Origin of the sequence: Escherichia sp. XD33, from assembly GCF_019375075.1 — a bacterium.
GTDB classification, from domain to species: domain Bacteria; phylum Pseudomonadota; class Gammaproteobacteria; order Enterobacterales; family Enterobacteriaceae; genus Enterobacter; species Enterobacter flexneri_A.
In genome coordinates this window covers 1-14,947 of sequence record NZ_JAENDM010000042.1, presented here as the reverse complement: position 1 = coordinate 14,947, position 14,947 = coordinate 1, and the positions used below count along the sequence as shown (strand labels likewise).

Genomic DNA, 14,947 nt, shown 5'->3' with positions numbered 1-14,947 from the left:
CCTACAAAAATCCCATTAGAGGAAGAAAAATGAGCGACACCTCACCTGCCATACCGGAGAGTATCGATCCGGCGAATCAGCATAAAGCGCTGACTACCGGACAACAGGCGGTTATTAAGAAGTTGTTTCGCCGCCTGATCGTCTTTCTGTTCGTGCTGTTTATCTTCTCGTTCCTTGATCGCATCAACATCGGCTTTGCCGGACTCACGATGGGACGCGACCTCGGTCTGAGCGCCACCATGTTTGGCCTCGCTACCACCCTGTTCTATGCCGCTTATGTCATCTTCGGCATTCCCAGCAACATTATGCTGAGTATTGTCGGTGCGCGGCGCTGGATCGCCACCATCATGGTGCTTTGGGGCATCGCCTCTACTGCCACCATGTTTGCCACTGGCCCCACCAGCTTGTACGTACTGCGTATACTGGTTGGCATTACCGAAGCCGGCTTTCTGCCTGGCATTCTGCTGTATTTAACCTTCTGGTTTCCGGCCTACTTCCGCGCCCGTGCCAACGCCTTGTTTATGGTTGCAATGCCGGTAACGACAGCGTTGGGATCGATCGTTTCCGGCTACATTTTGTCGCTGGATGGCGTAATGGCATTAAAAGGCTGGCAGTGGCTGTTTTTGCTGGAAGGCTTCCCGTCGGTATTACTCGGCGTCATGGTGTGGTTCTGGCTTGATGACTCACCGGACAAAGCTAAGTGGCTGACGAAAGAAGACAAAAAATGCCTGCAAGAGATGATGGATAACGATCGTCTGACGCTGGTTCAGCCAGAGGGAGCCATCAGCCACCATGCCATGCAACAACGCAGCATGTGGCGGGAGATCTTCACTCCGGTGGTGATGATGTATACCCTGGCGTATTTCTGCCTGACCAACACACTTAGTGCGATCAGCATCTGGACACCGCAGATCCTACAAAGCTTTAATCAAGGCAGCAGTAATATCACCATCGGCCTGCTGGCCGCCGTACCGCAGATTTGTACCATTCTCGGGATGATTTACTGGAGCCGTCACTCAGATCGCCGCCAGGAACGAAGGCATCACACCGCCCTTCCCTATTTGTTCGCTGCCGCTGGTTGGTTACTGGCTTCGGCAACTGATCACAACATGATCCAGATGCTGGGGATCATTATGGCTTCGACCGGATCATTCAGCGCAATGGCGATTTTCTGGACAACACCGGATCAGTCCATCAGCCTGCGGGCACGAGCGATCGGTATTGCGGTGATCAACGCCACTGGCAACATTGGTTCAGCATTAAGTCCGTTTATGATCGGCTGGTTGAAAGATCTGACCGGCAGCTTTAACAGTGGATTGTGGTTTGTTGCCGCGCTGCTGGTGATTGGTGCGGGGATTATCTGGGCAATTCCAATGCAGTCCTCCCGTCCGCGAGCGACCCCGTAAGGAACGACGATGTGTGACCGTCAGATTGCCAATATTGATATCAGCAAAGAGTACGATGAAAGCCTGGGCACGGACGATGTGCATTATCAGTCGTTCGCCCGCATGGCGGCCTTTTTTGGCCGCCATATGCTGCCACATCGCCACGAACAGTACTTTCAGATGCATTTCCTCAATAGCGGACAGATTGAGCTACAGCTTGACGATCATCGCTACTCGGTGGAAGCGCCCCTGTTTGTCCTGACGCCGCCGTCAGTACCTCATGCGTTTATTACGGAGTCTGATGCTGACGGTCATGTATTGACGGTACGGGAAGATCTGATCTGGCCCCTGCTGGAAGTTCTTTATCCGGGCACTCGGGAAACCTTCGGCCTGCCGGGGATTTGCCTGTCACTGGCAGATAAACCCGACGAACTGGCGGCGCTGGAACACTATTGGCAACTGATAGAGCGGGAATCGGTAGAACAACTGCCTGGACGGGAACACACCCTGACGTTACTGGCACAGGCAGTGTTCACCCTACTGCTGCGTAACGCAAAACTCGACGACCATGCCGCCAGCGGAATGCGCGGAGAATTAAAACTGTTCCAGCGTTTTCATATGCTGATTGAAAGCCATTTTCATCAGCACTGGACAGTACCGGATTACGCTAACGAATTGCATATCACCGAATCACGCCTCACTGACATCTGCCGCCGCTTTGCCAACCGTCCGCCAAAACGGTTGATTTTCGACAGGCAGCTGCGAGAAGCCAAGCGGCTGCTGCTGTTTTCTGATAACGCCGTGAACAATATTGCCTGGCAACTCGGTTTTAAGGATCCGGCTTATTTTGCGCGCTTTTTTAATCGCTTAGTCGGTTGCTCGCCCAGTGCTTATCGCGCCAAAAAAGTACCTGTGACGTGAAAATCCCTTAGCCTTAACGGGAAACCAGGCACCACCTGCTATTCCCCTTTCTCCGCCTGGAGCAAGGGGATTTAGTAACGTTAAAAATCGCTAAAAGCGACCTCGATCACAAAACCGTACCCGACCTGAAAAGTACCAGCCATTGTCCCAAAAGTGTCTTCCCGTAATCGCCCCTGCAAGCTTCAATTGAATAACAAAAACAACACACAAAATTAACAATCGTATTCCGATTAATACTGTAGAGGTCGACATGAAACCAGAAGATTTCCGCGCCAGTACCCAACGTCCGTTCACCGGGGAAGAGTATCTGAAAAGCCTGCAGGATGGTCGCGAGATCTATATCTATGGCGAGCGAGTGAAAGACGTCACCACTCATCCGGCATTTCGTAATGCGGCAGCGTCTGTTGCCCAACTGTACGACGCGCTACACAAACCGGAGATGCAGGACTCTCTGTGCTGGAACACCGACACCGGTAGCGGCGGCTATACCCATAAATTCTTCCGCGTGGCGAAAAGTGCCGACGACCTGCGCCAGCAACGCGACGCCATCGCTGAGTGGTCACGCCTGAGCTATGGCTGGATGGGCCGTACCCCAGACTACAAAGCTGCTTTCGGTTGCGCACTGGGCGCGAATCCGGGCTTTTACGGTCAGTTCGAGCAGAACGCCCGTAACTGGTATACCCGTATTCAGGAAACTGGCCTCTACTTTAACCACGCGATTGTTAACCCACCGATCGATCGTCATTTGCCGACCGATAAAGTGAAAGACGTTTACATCAAGCTGGAAAAAGAGACTGACGCCGGGATTATCGTCAGCGGTGCGAAAGTAGTTGCCACCAACTCGGCGCTGACTCACTACAACATGATTGGCTTCGGCTCGGCACAAGTGATGGGCGAAAACCCGGACTTCGCACTGATGTTCGTTGCACCAATGGATGCCGATGGCGTGAAATTAATCTCCCGCGCCTCTTATGAGATGGTCGCGGGTGCTACCGGCTCGCCGTACGACTACCCGCTCTCCAGCCGCTTCGATGAGAACGATGCGATTCTGGTGATGGATAACGTGCTGATCCCATGGGAAAACGTGCTGATCTACCGCGATTTCGATCGCTGCCGTCGCTGGACAATGGAAGGCGGTTTTGCCCGTATGTATCCGCTGCAAGCCTGTGTGCGCCTGGCAGTGAAATTAGACTTCATTACGGCACTGCTGAAAAAATCACTCGAATGTACCGGCACCCTGGAGTTCCGTGGTGTGCAGGCCGATCTCGGTGAAGTGGTGGCGTGGCGCAACACCTTCTGGGCATTGAGTGACTCGATGTGTTCAGAAGCGACGCCGTGGGTCAACGGGGCTTATTTACCGGATCATGCCGCACTGCAAACCTATCGCGTACTGGCACCAATGGCCTACGCGAAGATCAAAAACATTATCGAACGCAACGTTACCAGTGGCCTGATCTATCTCCCTTCCAGTGCCCGTGACCTGAACAATCCGCAGATCGACCAGTATCTGGCGAAGTATGTGCGCGGTTCGAACGGTATGGATCACGTCCAGCGCATCAAGATCCTCAAACTGATGTGGGACGCCATTGGCAGCGAATTTGGTGGTCGTCACGAGCTGTATGAAATCAACTACTCCGGTAGCCAGGATGAGATTCGCCTGCAGTGTCTGCGCCAGGCACAAAGCTCCGGCAATATGGACAAGATGATGGCGATGGTTGATCGCTGCCTGTCGGAATACGACCAGAACGGCTGGACTGTGCCGCACCTGCACAACAACGACGATATCAACATGCTGGATAAGCTGCTGAAATAACGCAGCAGGAGGTTAAGATGCAATTAGATGAACAACGCCTGCGCTTTCGTGACGCGATGGCCAGCCTGTCGGCAGCGGTAAATATTATCACCACCGAGGGCGACGCCGGACAATGCGGGATTACGGCAACGGCTGTCTGCTCGGTCACGGATACACCACCGTCGCTGATGGTGTGCATTAACGCCAACAGTGCGATGAACCCGGTTTTTCAGGGCAACGGTAAGTTGTGCGTCAACGTCCTCAACCATGAGCAGGAACTGATGGCACGCCACTTCGCGGGCATGACAGGCATGGCGATGGAAGAGCGTTTTAGCCTCTCATGCTGGCAAAAAGGTCCGCTGGCGCAGCCGGTGCTGAAAGGTTCGCTGGCCAGTCTTGAAGGAGAGATCCGCGATGTGCAGGCGATTGGCACACATCTGGTGTATCTGGTGGAGATTAAAAACATCATCCTCAGTGCAGAAGGTCACGGACTTATTTACTTTAAACGCCGTTTCCATCCGGTGATGCTGGAAATGGAAGCTGCGATTTAAGCTCCAGCCCCTTCACGCATTCGTCGAAGGGGTATTTTTATTGTGATCTCAATCACATATCCACCCGATGAATAATTCTTGCCCAACCGCTCACCGCCATTCCTGACCGCTTACATCCCTAAAATAACCACTCAGTTATTTACCTTACTTTACGCGCGCGTATCTCTGGCAACATCACTGCAGGATAGCGGTCAATTTACCTCCTCAAACGCAACGCAAACCTAGAACGGCTTCGGCCTATGATTAACAAATTACTCTATGGATTTTGGTTTGCAGGAAGGCAGCAAGTGAGTGAATCCCCGGGAGCTTGCAACAGTAAGTGACAGGGGTGAACGAACGCAGCTGCCGCACCTGTAAGCCAAAAGACGACGAGTAAAATGCCAGGTTTTACTATGGATACGAAAAAACTATTCAAGCACATACCCTGGGTGATTCTCGGAATCATCGGTGCATTCTGCCTCGCGGTAGTTGCATTACGTCGGGGGGAGCACGTCAGCGCCCTGTGGATCGTGGTCGCCTCTGTGTCGGTGTATCTGGTGGCGTATCGCTACTACAGTCTGTACATCGCCCAGAAGGTGATGAAACTCGACCCCACGCGCGCGACGCCTGCGGTTATTAACAACGACGGTCTGAACTACGTTCCGACCAACCGTTACGTGTTGTTTGGTCACCACTTCGCCGCTATCGCCGGTGCTGGTCCGCTGGTCGGTCCGGTTCTCGCCGCACAGATGGGCTACCTGCCTGGCACGCTGTGGCTGCTGGCGGGGGTAGTACTGGCCGGTGCGGTTCAGGACTTTATGGTGCTGTTTATCTCCTCTCGCCGTAACGGCGCATCTCTCGGTGAGATGATAAAAGAAGAGATGGGACCAGTACCGGGGACTATCGCGCTGTTTGGCTGTTTCTTAATCATGATCATCATCCTTGCCGTCCTGGCGCTGATTGTGGTTAAAGCCCTGGCCGAAAGTCCGTGGGGTGTCTTCACCGTTTGCTCAACCGTACCGATTGCGCTGTTTATGGGTATCTACATGCGCTTTATCCGTCCGGGGCGTGTGGGTGAAGTCTCTGTAATCGGTATCGTGCTGCTGGTTGCCTCTATCTACTTCGGTGGCGTGATTGCTCACGATCCGTACTGGGGTCCGGCACTGACCTTTAAAGACACCACCATTACCTTCGCGCTGATTGGCTATGCGTTTGTTTCCGCACTGCTGCCGGTGTGGCTGATCCTCGCACCGCGCGACTATCTGGCAACCTTCCTGAAAATCGGCGTTATCGTCGGCCTGGCGTTGGGTATCGTGGTGCTGAACCCGGAACTGAAAATGCCTGCGATGACCCAGTACATTGACGGTACTGGCCCGCTGTGGAAAGGCGCTCTGTTCCCGTTCCTGTTCATCACCATCGCCTGTGGTGCGGTATCTGGCTTCCACGCGCTGATCTCTTCCGGTACGACGCCGAAACTGCTGGCTAACGAAACCGACGCGCGTTTCATTGGCTACGGCGCAATGCTGATGGAGTCCTTCGTGGCGATTATGGCGCTGGTTGCAGCGTCCATCATCGAACCGGGTCTTTACTTCGCGATGAACACCCCGCCTGCGGGCCTTGGCATCACCATGCCTAACCTGCATGAAATGGGTGGCGAGAACGCGCCGATCATCATGGCGCAGCTGAAAGACGTTACCGCACACGCGGCGGCGACCGTCAGCTCCTGGGGCTTCGTGATTTCGCCAGAGCAGATCCTGCAAACCGCGAAAGACATTGGTGAGCCTTCTGTCCTGAACCGTGCAGGTGGTGCGCCGACACTGGCGGTAGGTATCGCGCACGTGTTCCACAAAGTGCTGCCGATGGCTGACATGGGCTTCTGGTATCACTTCGGTATTCTGTTCGAAGCCCTGTTCATCCTGACCGCGCTGGATGCGGGTACCCGTTCTGGCCGCTTTATGCTGCAGGACCTGCTGGGTAACTTCATCCCGTTCCTGAAAAAAACCGACTCTCTGGTTGCTGGTATCATCGGTACTGCGGGCTGTGTGGGTCTGTGGGGCTACCTGCTGTATCAGGGCGTGGTCGATCCGCTGGGCGGCGTTAAGAGCCTGTGGCCGCTGTTCGGTATTTCCAACCAGATGCTGGCAGCCGTAGCGCTGGTACTGGGCACCGTTGTGCTGATTAAGATGAAGCGCACCCAATACATCTGGGTAACTGTTGTTCCGGCTGTATGGCTGCTTATCTGCACCACCTGGGCGCTGGGCCTGAAACTGTTCAGCACCAACCCGCAGATGGAAGGCTTCTTCTACATGGCAAGCCAGTACAAAGAGAAGATTGCTAACGGTACTGACCTGACGGCGCAGCAGATTGCCAACATGAACCACATCGTTGTGAACAACTACACCAACGCAGGCCTGAGTATTCTGTTCCTGATTGTGGTGTACAGCATCATCTTCTACGGTTTCAAAACCTGGCTGAAGGTGCGTAACAGCGACAAACGTACTGACAAAGAAACTCCGTACGTTCCAATCCCGGAAGGCGGCGTGAAGATCTCTTCGCACCACTAACCGGTTGCCGGATGCGCTGCGCGTATCCGGCCTACAAAGTGTCTATCGTAGGCCGGATAAAGCGTTTACGCCGCATCCGGCAAATCCCTAGCCCGGACCTTCCGGGCTTTACGCATATCTGGAAGGCAAAATGTTTGGTAACTTAGGACAGGCAAAAAAATATCTCGGCCAGGCGGCGAAGATGTTGATTGGCATTCCAGACTACGACAACTACGTCGAGCATATGAAGACCAACCATCCCGACAAGCCGTACATGAGCTATGAAGAATTCTTCCGCGAACGCCAGAACGCGCGCTACGGCGGCGATGGTAAAGGCGGTATGCGCTGTTGTTAATGGAGAGAGCATGAACCCGATTGCAGTTACCCTACTCACCGGTTTTTTAGGCGCGGGCAAAACCACCCTGCTGCGCCATATTCTTAATGAACAACACGGCTACAAGATTGCCGTGATTGAAAACGAATTCGGCGAAGTCTCCGTTGATGATCAACTGATTGGCGACCGCGCCACGCAGATCAAAACGCTGACCAACGGCTGCATCTGCTGTTCGCGCTCCAACGAGCTGGAAGACGCACTACTCGACCTGCTGGATAATCTCGACAAGGGCAATATTCAGTTCGACCGTCTGGTCATTGAATGCACCGGCATGGCCGATCCCGGCCCGATTATTCAGACCTTTTTCTCCCATGAGATTTTATGCCAGCGCTACCTGCTGGACGGGGTGATTGCGCTGGTGGATGCGGTACATGCCGATGAGCAGATGAACCAGTTCACCATCGCCCAGTCCCAGGTTGGCTACGCCGACCGTATTCTGCTGACGAAAACCGACGTCGCAGGCGAAGCAGAGAAACTGCGTGAACGCCTGGCGCGCATCAACGCCCGTGCACCGGTCTACACCGTCACCCACGGCGATATCGACCTGGGCCTGCTATTCAACACCAACGGTTTTATGCTGGAAGAGAACGTGGTCAGCACCAAGCCACGTTTCCACTTTATCGCGGACAAACAAAACGATATTTCGTCGATTGTGGTGGAACTGGATTACCCGGTAGATATCAGCGAAGTTTCCCGGGTGATGGAAAACCTGCTGCTGGAATCGGCGGATAAACTGCTGCGTTACAAAGGGATGCTGTGGATTGACGGCGAACCTAACCGCCTGCTGTTCCAGGGCGTCCAGCGCCTCTACAGCGCCGACTGGGACAGGCCATGGGGCGATGAAACACCGCATAGCACGATGGTGTTTATCGGGATTCAGTTGCCGGAGGATGAGATTCGGGCGGCGTTTGCGGGACTCAAAAAGTAACCAGCCCTCCAACATCACAATACCTGAGACTTTATCACCCTCATATTCCTCCAGAATATGAGGGCATTCGGGCTTAATTATCTCTGAACGTGCAACACTTCCTGCGACTCCTTATGCGCCTCCACATCCTGCTTCGTTAACCAGAGCGACTTACGACCAAAATTTTCGTACATTTTCAGCTGATCTTCATAGTGCTTATCAACTGTTCCATCGGGAGCAATAAACCCACTCTGACCGGGTGCGACCACATCCCAGGCAAGCACCGGACGATCGCTTGTCGTTGGTGAGAAAACAATCATATCGTTTTCTGTTCCACGGTTTTGATACTCCGCCTGATGACGCGTTTCTTCCGCTGCGGCCTGCGGTACACCAAAGAAATTATTTGCCCGGAACGTTAAGGCCATTGCAGGTGTTTTCCAGTTACTCACATTATTGCCATAGCGTTTGGAAAGAGTCTCCCAGGTATCTTCCAGCGCAGCCAACACAACCTCCTGCTGTGGTTTCCCAGCAAACAGATCAACCGCCTGTGGGATTGGTGATTTGTCTCCCTGCACCGCCTCATACAAAATTTTTGCTCCAACACTTATATTCAGCGAACCAGTTGGGCCGTCCTGGGTTGTTTCGTAGCCACTGGCGCTGTACCACTTATCAAATGGCATAGGTACGGCAGCCACTACGGTACGCTTCAACATACTGGTCAGCCAAACGTTCAGGATGGCAGAGCCTGGCTGCTGCCAGGTTTTACCATCATAATTAAGCAAATTGATGCCATCCCAACGTGTTAATGTATCCACCAACTGACGGCGCGGATCGCTCTGTGTCAAACCAGATGTCGCTGCTTGCAGAGTAGGTAAAAAAAGCCTCAGGTTAAGATCCTGACGACTGGTTTGGCGAATAACATCCCATGCCTGATCAGCAGTTAAGCGTGGCTTTTGCTCAAGCAGTCGGTCGATCTCCGTAACGCGATCTGCACCACCCCACAAAAAGGCAAAAAGATCCGAAGCGGGATAATCTTTTTGGGGAGAATTGTTCCAGTTAGCAATATATCCCGACTGGGGGTTATACACCTTAGGGTTCATTTCAAAAGGCAATAGCCCTTTCCAGTCCCATTTTCCCGTGCCAGGAACGGGTAATCGCGGATCATGGCCTGATTGACGATCCGGATAAGCACCAGTATGAACATAACCAATATTGCCGTTTACATCAGCATAGTACCAGTTGATGGTCAGTGCTTGTTTCGCTGCCTGCTGTGTCCACTCCTGCCAATTTTTGGCCTTCATCTGATGAGTCCAGGCCAGCAAAGACGCCACCTCTTTACCATCCCATGCGCGGGATTTAGCGTAAGCCGTTTGTGTCGTCTGGTCAGTTTGGAGAATGTTGCCATGCACCGTACGCCAGACAGTAAAGGTCTCTGCCTGACCATTTTTCACCGTAATGGTTTCCTCACGGCTTAACATTTTCACCCACTTACCATTATGCAAGTAGTAGCCTGGTTTCTCTGCCGACAGCCGTTCAGCAAAAATATCGACATCATCGCCGAAACCTGCCGTTGATCCCCAGGAAATCACACCATTATGACCAAAAACCAGCCCAGGATAGGCAAATGGTGTATTGCCAGTGACATCATAACCAGCACCGTGCAGACCAATACCATAAGTATACGCAGGCGCATACCAGCCAAACTGCGGACCATTTACCATGATTGCTTTCGCATCCTGGGCTTTGCTTTTGCCGATCACCCACATATTGCTGGTCGTTGGATACCCCGCCAGACCATTGGCACCACCCTGTGCAAATTGTGCAGCAATAGTTTCCCGGTTCTTCCCTGCTGTTAACGCCAGCAGTGCGCCATCCGCCCCTTTTGCTGGTCGGTCAAGCATTGGTGCAGGTAAATCGTAGCGTGGCAACAGAGCTGCTGTTTGCGAGTTTTGCTGATTAAATTTAAGTGGGTAGCTACTCTCTTGTACGGCAATAGTGGTTGGCGCTGATGGGTTTACCAGCCATTTCAACTGATTAAATACCGCCATGCCTTGTGATACACCATATTTATCTTTTAAAGCCGTTAGCAGTGCCAGATTATCAATTTCGCTAGTGCTATCAGAGAAGCGGTTTGCCATGGTGCCCACAAATATCATCGCGACATCAAACGGTTCCCAGCGCTTAGGAGTAAAGCCAAATGTATTAAACTGTTTTGGTAAGAGCGTCTCTGGGTTGGTATTTACCTTATCAATCCAGGCATTCATTCCATCAGCGTAGCCTTGCAGAATGGACATATCCTCTGGGGAAAGGGCAGCAATTTGCGCCCGGATAGCATCCGGCCAGTAGTTACGACGGATATCTTTATCAAATTTCACAAAATCTTTGCCAAGCACTTCCGCGACAGTTCCTTGAGTACTGCGACGTGCCATTTCCATCTGAAAAAGGCGATCTTGTGCTACTACATAGCCATAGCCATAAAATAGGTGCCATGTATCATTGGCATAAATATGCGGCATGCCGTATTCATCGCGAACAATCTTTATCTCACTTGACGACTGCTCAGCCAGTGCAGGCAAGCTCCAACAACACATCAGGGAAGCAGTAACACAGTTCACGATCATACGATTTCTATTTTTCATTGTATCCTCTGGCAGGTGTATAATTAGCGAATTGATACTAGCAACGAAGCTTCGGTTATCTATTTGCAGAGAATTGTTTCATTATGAACTGTGAGCGCGATAACTAATTTTTGATACAAAAATTGCATTAATGTGATCTAAAACGAATCGCTTTATTCACCGCTGATGATTTTGTTCTATTCCTTTTTGTGACAGATCCCCCGGACGCATAGATGATGAGCCCCAGTGAGACAGCTCAGGTCATTATCTGTATGTAAATCAGAAAAATATGTTGTAAACGACTTTTATGGTTGGATTTTGTAGCAATTTTGAATGCAGACAGGCAGCATTTGCCAACACGCCGCCCATAGTTCACTCCACATCCTCCCTGCGTAACCCAATATCCCTCAACCGTTCATCACTCATCTGCTGTAACACTCGTCGGGTCTGCATTTGCCGCCCCCAACGCCTCACCGCCTGCCAGAGTTGTACGAAGCCGATAAACGGCGTTTTGGCTTTGTTTTCGTGAAATTCCATCTGCTGCCTCCTCATCTTTCAAAGGCTTCATCATCCGCCTTCTGGCAGTTCACAATACAGATGCAAATATTAGTTTTATTTAACATACAGACAGGTTAAAACAGCATCTGCATCCGGTTTTTTAGCTTCATCTGTACCGGTTTTTCTCTCTGTATGGTCTAAATAAGGAATACAGCATGACGCGTTATCAACATCTGGCAACTCTGCTTGCCGAGCGGATTGAGCAAGGGCTGTATCGTCACGGGGAGAAATTGCCGTCGGTGCGCAGCTTAAGTCGGGAGCACGGCGTCAGCATCAGCACCGTGCAGCAGGCGTATCAGACGCTGGAAACGATGAAGCTCATCACTCCGCAGCCGCGTTCGGGTTATTTTGTCGCACAACGTAAAGCCCAGCCGCCAGTGCCGCCGATGACGCGTCCGGTGCAGCGCCCGGTGGAAATTACCCAGTGGGATCAGGTGCTGGATATGCTGGAGGCGCATAGCGACAGTTCCATTGTTCCGTTAAGCAAAAGCACGCCGGATGTCGAAACGACCAGCCTGAAACCGCTGTGGCGTGAGCTAAGCCGGGTGGTGCAGCATAATCTGCAAACCGTTCTCGGTTATGACTTGTTAGCCGGTCAGCGGGTATTGCGAGAGCAGATTGCCCGCCTGATGCTCGACAGCGGCTCGGTGGTCACCGCCGATGACATCATTATCACCAGCGGCTGCCATAACTCGATGTCGCTGGCGTTAATGGCGGTGTGTAAACCGGGCGATATTGTCGCGGTCGAATCTCCCTGTTATTACGGTTCGATGCAGATGCTGCGCGGTATGGGCGTGAAAGTGATTGAAATCCCAACCGATCCTGAAACTGGCATCAGCGTTGAAGCGCTGGAACTGGCGCTGGAACAGTGGCCGATTAAAGGCATCATTCTGGTGCCAAACTGTAATAATCCGCTGGGATTTATTATGCCGGACGCACGCAAACGGGCCGTTCTCTCTCTCGCTCAGCGTCATGATATTGTGATTTTTGAAGATGATGTCTACGGCGAACTGGCAACGGAGTATCCGCGCCCGCGGACCATCCATTCATGGGATATCGACGGGCGAGTGTTGTTGTGCAGCTCGTTCAGTAAAAGTATTGCTCCAGGCCTGCGCGTGGGTTGGGTCGCACCGGGGCGTTATCACGATAAACTGATGCATATGAAATACGCCATCAGCAGCTTTAATGTGCCGTCCACGCAAATGGCGGCGGCAACGTTTGTGCTGGAAGGTCACTATCATCGCCATATCCGGCGGATGCGGCAGACTTATCAGCGCAATCTGGCGCTTTATACCTGCTGGATACGGGAATATTTTCCCTGCGAAATCTATATTACGCGCCCGAAAGGCGGATTTTTACTGTGGATCGAATTGCCTGAACAGGTCGATATGGTCTGCGTCGCGCGGCAGCTGTGCCGCATGAATATCCAGGTGGCAGCAGGCTCGATTTTCTCGGCTTCCGGCAAATACCGTAATTGTCTACGCATCAACTGCGCTTTGCCGCTCAGCGAAACCTATCGCGAAGCACTAAAGCAAATTGGCGAGGCCGTGTATCGGGCAATGGAATAAATTCGAATTAGTGGCGAAGCACCTGATTTCCTCTCACGAATCGCCTGTAACTCGTTGTATCTTTGCAGGGTCATCGCCACGTTCCAGCATGGCTTAGGCAAAGTGTGCTTCGTTCATACCGGATGCGGAGTGAACGCCTTATCCGGCCTACAAACCGCGCAAATTCAATAGATTGCAGAGGAAATGTAGGTCTGATAAGCGTAGCGCATCAGGCAGCTTTGCGTTTGTCATCCGTCTCTGATTAGTATTCGATCCATGGATCGCGCTTGATTTCAGGCAAGGGCTGCTCTAATGCCTGCATTTGCTCTGTCGAAAGTCCGGTAATCTTTTGTATCCATTCAGGATCTGCCCCATTCTGCAACAACAATCTAAGGAGGCGTTGTTCCCCTTCTTCTTTCCCCTTTTCCATCCCCAACAGCCATCCATCATTATAAATTCGCTCTGCAATCGTCATTATTCGCTCCCTGTGTTGTGGCATTCGACGGGTAAGTTCGCTGATAAACTTCTTAAAACGCGCTTCATCGCCAGTCAGTAAAATGTAATTTAACAGCGCAGTTATCTGGCTGTCATTAGCACACTCTGTAACCAGTAATACTACCAGTTGGTCGATAAGCCCCATCAGATCGCGCTGGCGAATATGCTTTTGGATCAACTCCAACAGGGCGACTCTGCGATGCTGCACAATCTCGTCGTCTGGCACGACAGTGACATCCACCAACGGGAACGCTGCGCTATAAAGCTTCCGTGCGGTAGTTGGGTCGGCAAATTCGTCCAGCCAGCACAGGGACCAGGGATAAGGACTACGGCTACCGTGATAAAACAGCATCGGGATGACCAGCGGTAGCTGCCGGCGTTTATCATGCTCGATATGGCGCTGCATCACCGCCATGGAATAGCGCATCAGGCGAAAGGCCATATGAATATCCTCACGGCTCTGATGTTCAATCACCACATAGATATAGCCATCACCTTCACGGGTCTTTACCGACCACAGAATATCGGAGTGTAGCGCCCGCAATTTTTCATCGACAAAGCTGGCTGACTCCAGTTTTAAGCTGTCGAGATCGCACAGTTCACGTAAATCTTTGGGTAAGTGGATCTCCATAAAATCCCGCGCGGTGTCAGGGTGCGTGAGAAAGGACTTAAATAATGCGTCATGCGGCGTGCTGGTCGTGAAGTTTGTCATGGCGATCCGTCACCTGTAGATAAGATGGCCCGACTTTAGCGACTAACAAAACCATTCTCACCCGGCAATTTCCCGTTCCCCGAGGCGCTTTCCAGGCTATTTTTGTTCATCTGCAAACGATACATTTTTCCGGAAACAGGCTCGCGTTTTACATTTCCTGTACCCGGCAGATATTCCCCTTTCCACCGCGCTCTTTTGATTAACCGCAAATTTTAATTACACTTAAGGTGTATATTTTCTATGCAACCCATCAATTCAAGAGGTGTAATGTGCTGATGACTATTTGTAATCGTTATACATTCTGACCCGAAGTCAGAAGGTATTTCTCTGTCTGTGTGTTCACAGGCAGTGTGGTTGATTACATGAAATTCAGTACATTTGTCCTTCTCGCCTGCCTTTCGTCATTACCGACGGTATTGAATTTCGGGTGATGCTGCCAACTTACTGATTTAGTGTATGATGGTGTTTTTGAGGTGCTCCAGTGGCTTCTGTTTCTATCAGCTGTCCCTCCTGTTCAGCTACTGACGGGGTGGTGCGTAACGGCA

Annotated in this window: 12 protein-coding genes; 9 read left to right on the top strand and 3 right to left on the bottom strand. The window is 51.8% G+C overall.

Features of this window, described 5'->3' with window-relative positions; genetic code table 11:
* The first annotated feature begins 29 nt into the window (after positions 1–29).
* From hpaX to yjiA, 7 genes are all read left to right on the top strand, one after another.
* On the top strand, positions 30–1,406 hold the full coding sequence (gene hpaX, locus K0778_RS19310; protein WP_001285782.1) for a 4-hydroxyphenylacetate permease: 1,377 nt from the start codon (positions 30–32) through the stop codon (positions 1,404–1,406).
* Positions 1,407–1,415: 9 nt separating this feature from the next.
* Positions 1,416–2,306: a 4-hydroxyphenylacetate catabolism regulatory protein HpaA gene (hpaA, locus tag K0778_RS19305; protein WP_000332890.1), complete on the top strand. Its 891-nt coding sequence runs from the start codon at positions 1,416–1,418 to the stop codon at positions 2,304–2,306.
* Positions 2,307–2,556: 250 nt separating this feature from the next.
* Entirely contained in the window at positions 2,557–4,119 is a 1,563-nt protein-coding gene (gene hpaB / locus K0778_RS19300) for a 4-hydroxyphenylacetate 3-monooxygenase, oxygenase component (protein ID WP_000801473.1), read from the top strand.
* A 17-nt stretch (positions 4,120–4,136) separates the two neighbouring features.
* A complete protein-coding gene (locus K0778_RS19295) occupies positions 4,137–4,649 on the top strand; it encodes a 4-hydroxyphenylacetate 3-monooxygenase reductase subunit (protein ID WP_001175455.1) in 513 nt (170 codons plus the stop codon).
* Positions 4,650–5,041: 392 nt separating this feature from the next.
* Positions 5,042–7,192: a pyruvate/proton symporter BtsT gene (gene btsT, locus K0778_RS19290; protein ID WP_001309197.1), complete on the top strand. Its 2,151-nt coding sequence runs from the start codon at positions 5,042–5,044 to the stop codon at positions 7,190–7,192.
* Positions 7,193–7,322: 130 nt separating this feature from the next.
* Positions 7,323–7,526: a YbdD/YjiX family protein gene (locus tag K0778_RS19285; protein ID WP_000467859.1), complete on the top strand. Its 204-nt coding sequence runs from the start codon at positions 7,323–7,325 to the stop codon at positions 7,524–7,526.
* 10 nt (positions 7,527–7,536) lie between these two features.
* The gene (yjiA, locus tag K0778_RS19280) at positions 7,537–8,493 is read left to right on the top strand and encodes a GTPase (RefSeq protein WP_001298945.1); all 957 of its coding nucleotides are present in this window, start codon (positions 7,537–7,539) and stop codon (positions 8,491–8,493) included.
* Positions 8,494–8,570: 77 nt separating this feature from the next.
* On the opposite strand, the gene K0778_RS19275 is transcribed toward yjiA, so the two are convergent.
* Entirely contained in the window at positions 8,571–11,111 is a 2,541-nt protein-coding gene (locus K0778_RS19275; RefSeq protein WP_063084573.1) for a penicillin G acylase, read from the bottom strand.
* A gap of 351 nt (positions 11,112–11,462) precedes the next feature.
* Positions 11,463–11,627 carry a DUF1127 domain-containing protein gene (locus K0778_RS19270; protein ID WP_000394266.1) on the bottom strand — a complete coding sequence of 55 codons (165 nt, stop codon included), beginning with the start codon at positions 11,625–11,627 and terminating at the stop codon, positions 11,463–11,465.
* A 176-nt stretch (positions 11,628–11,803) separates the two neighbouring features.
* Here K0778_RS19270 and K0778_RS19265 point away from each other — a divergent pair, with 176 nt between their 5' ends.
* Entirely contained in the window at positions 11,804–13,216 is a 1,413-nt protein-coding gene (locus K0778_RS19265) for a PLP-dependent aminotransferase family protein (RefSeq protein ID WP_064186776.1), read from the top strand.
* A gap of 241 nt (positions 13,217–13,457) precedes the next feature.
* On the opposite strand, the gene K0778_RS19260 is transcribed toward K0778_RS19265, so the two are convergent.
* A complete protein-coding gene (locus tag K0778_RS19260) occupies positions 13,458–14,402 on the bottom strand; it encodes an Rpn family recombination-promoting nuclease/putative transposase (protein ID WP_063084571.1) in 945 nt (314 codons plus the stop codon).
* Positions 14,403–14,883: 481 nt separating this feature from the next.
* Here K0778_RS19260 and K0778_RS19255 point away from each other — a divergent pair.
* Positions 14,884–14,947, top strand: a 64-nt coding sequence (locus K0778_RS19255) for an IS1 family transposase (protein ID WP_001676991.1), incomplete at its 3' end; no start/stop codon positions are given.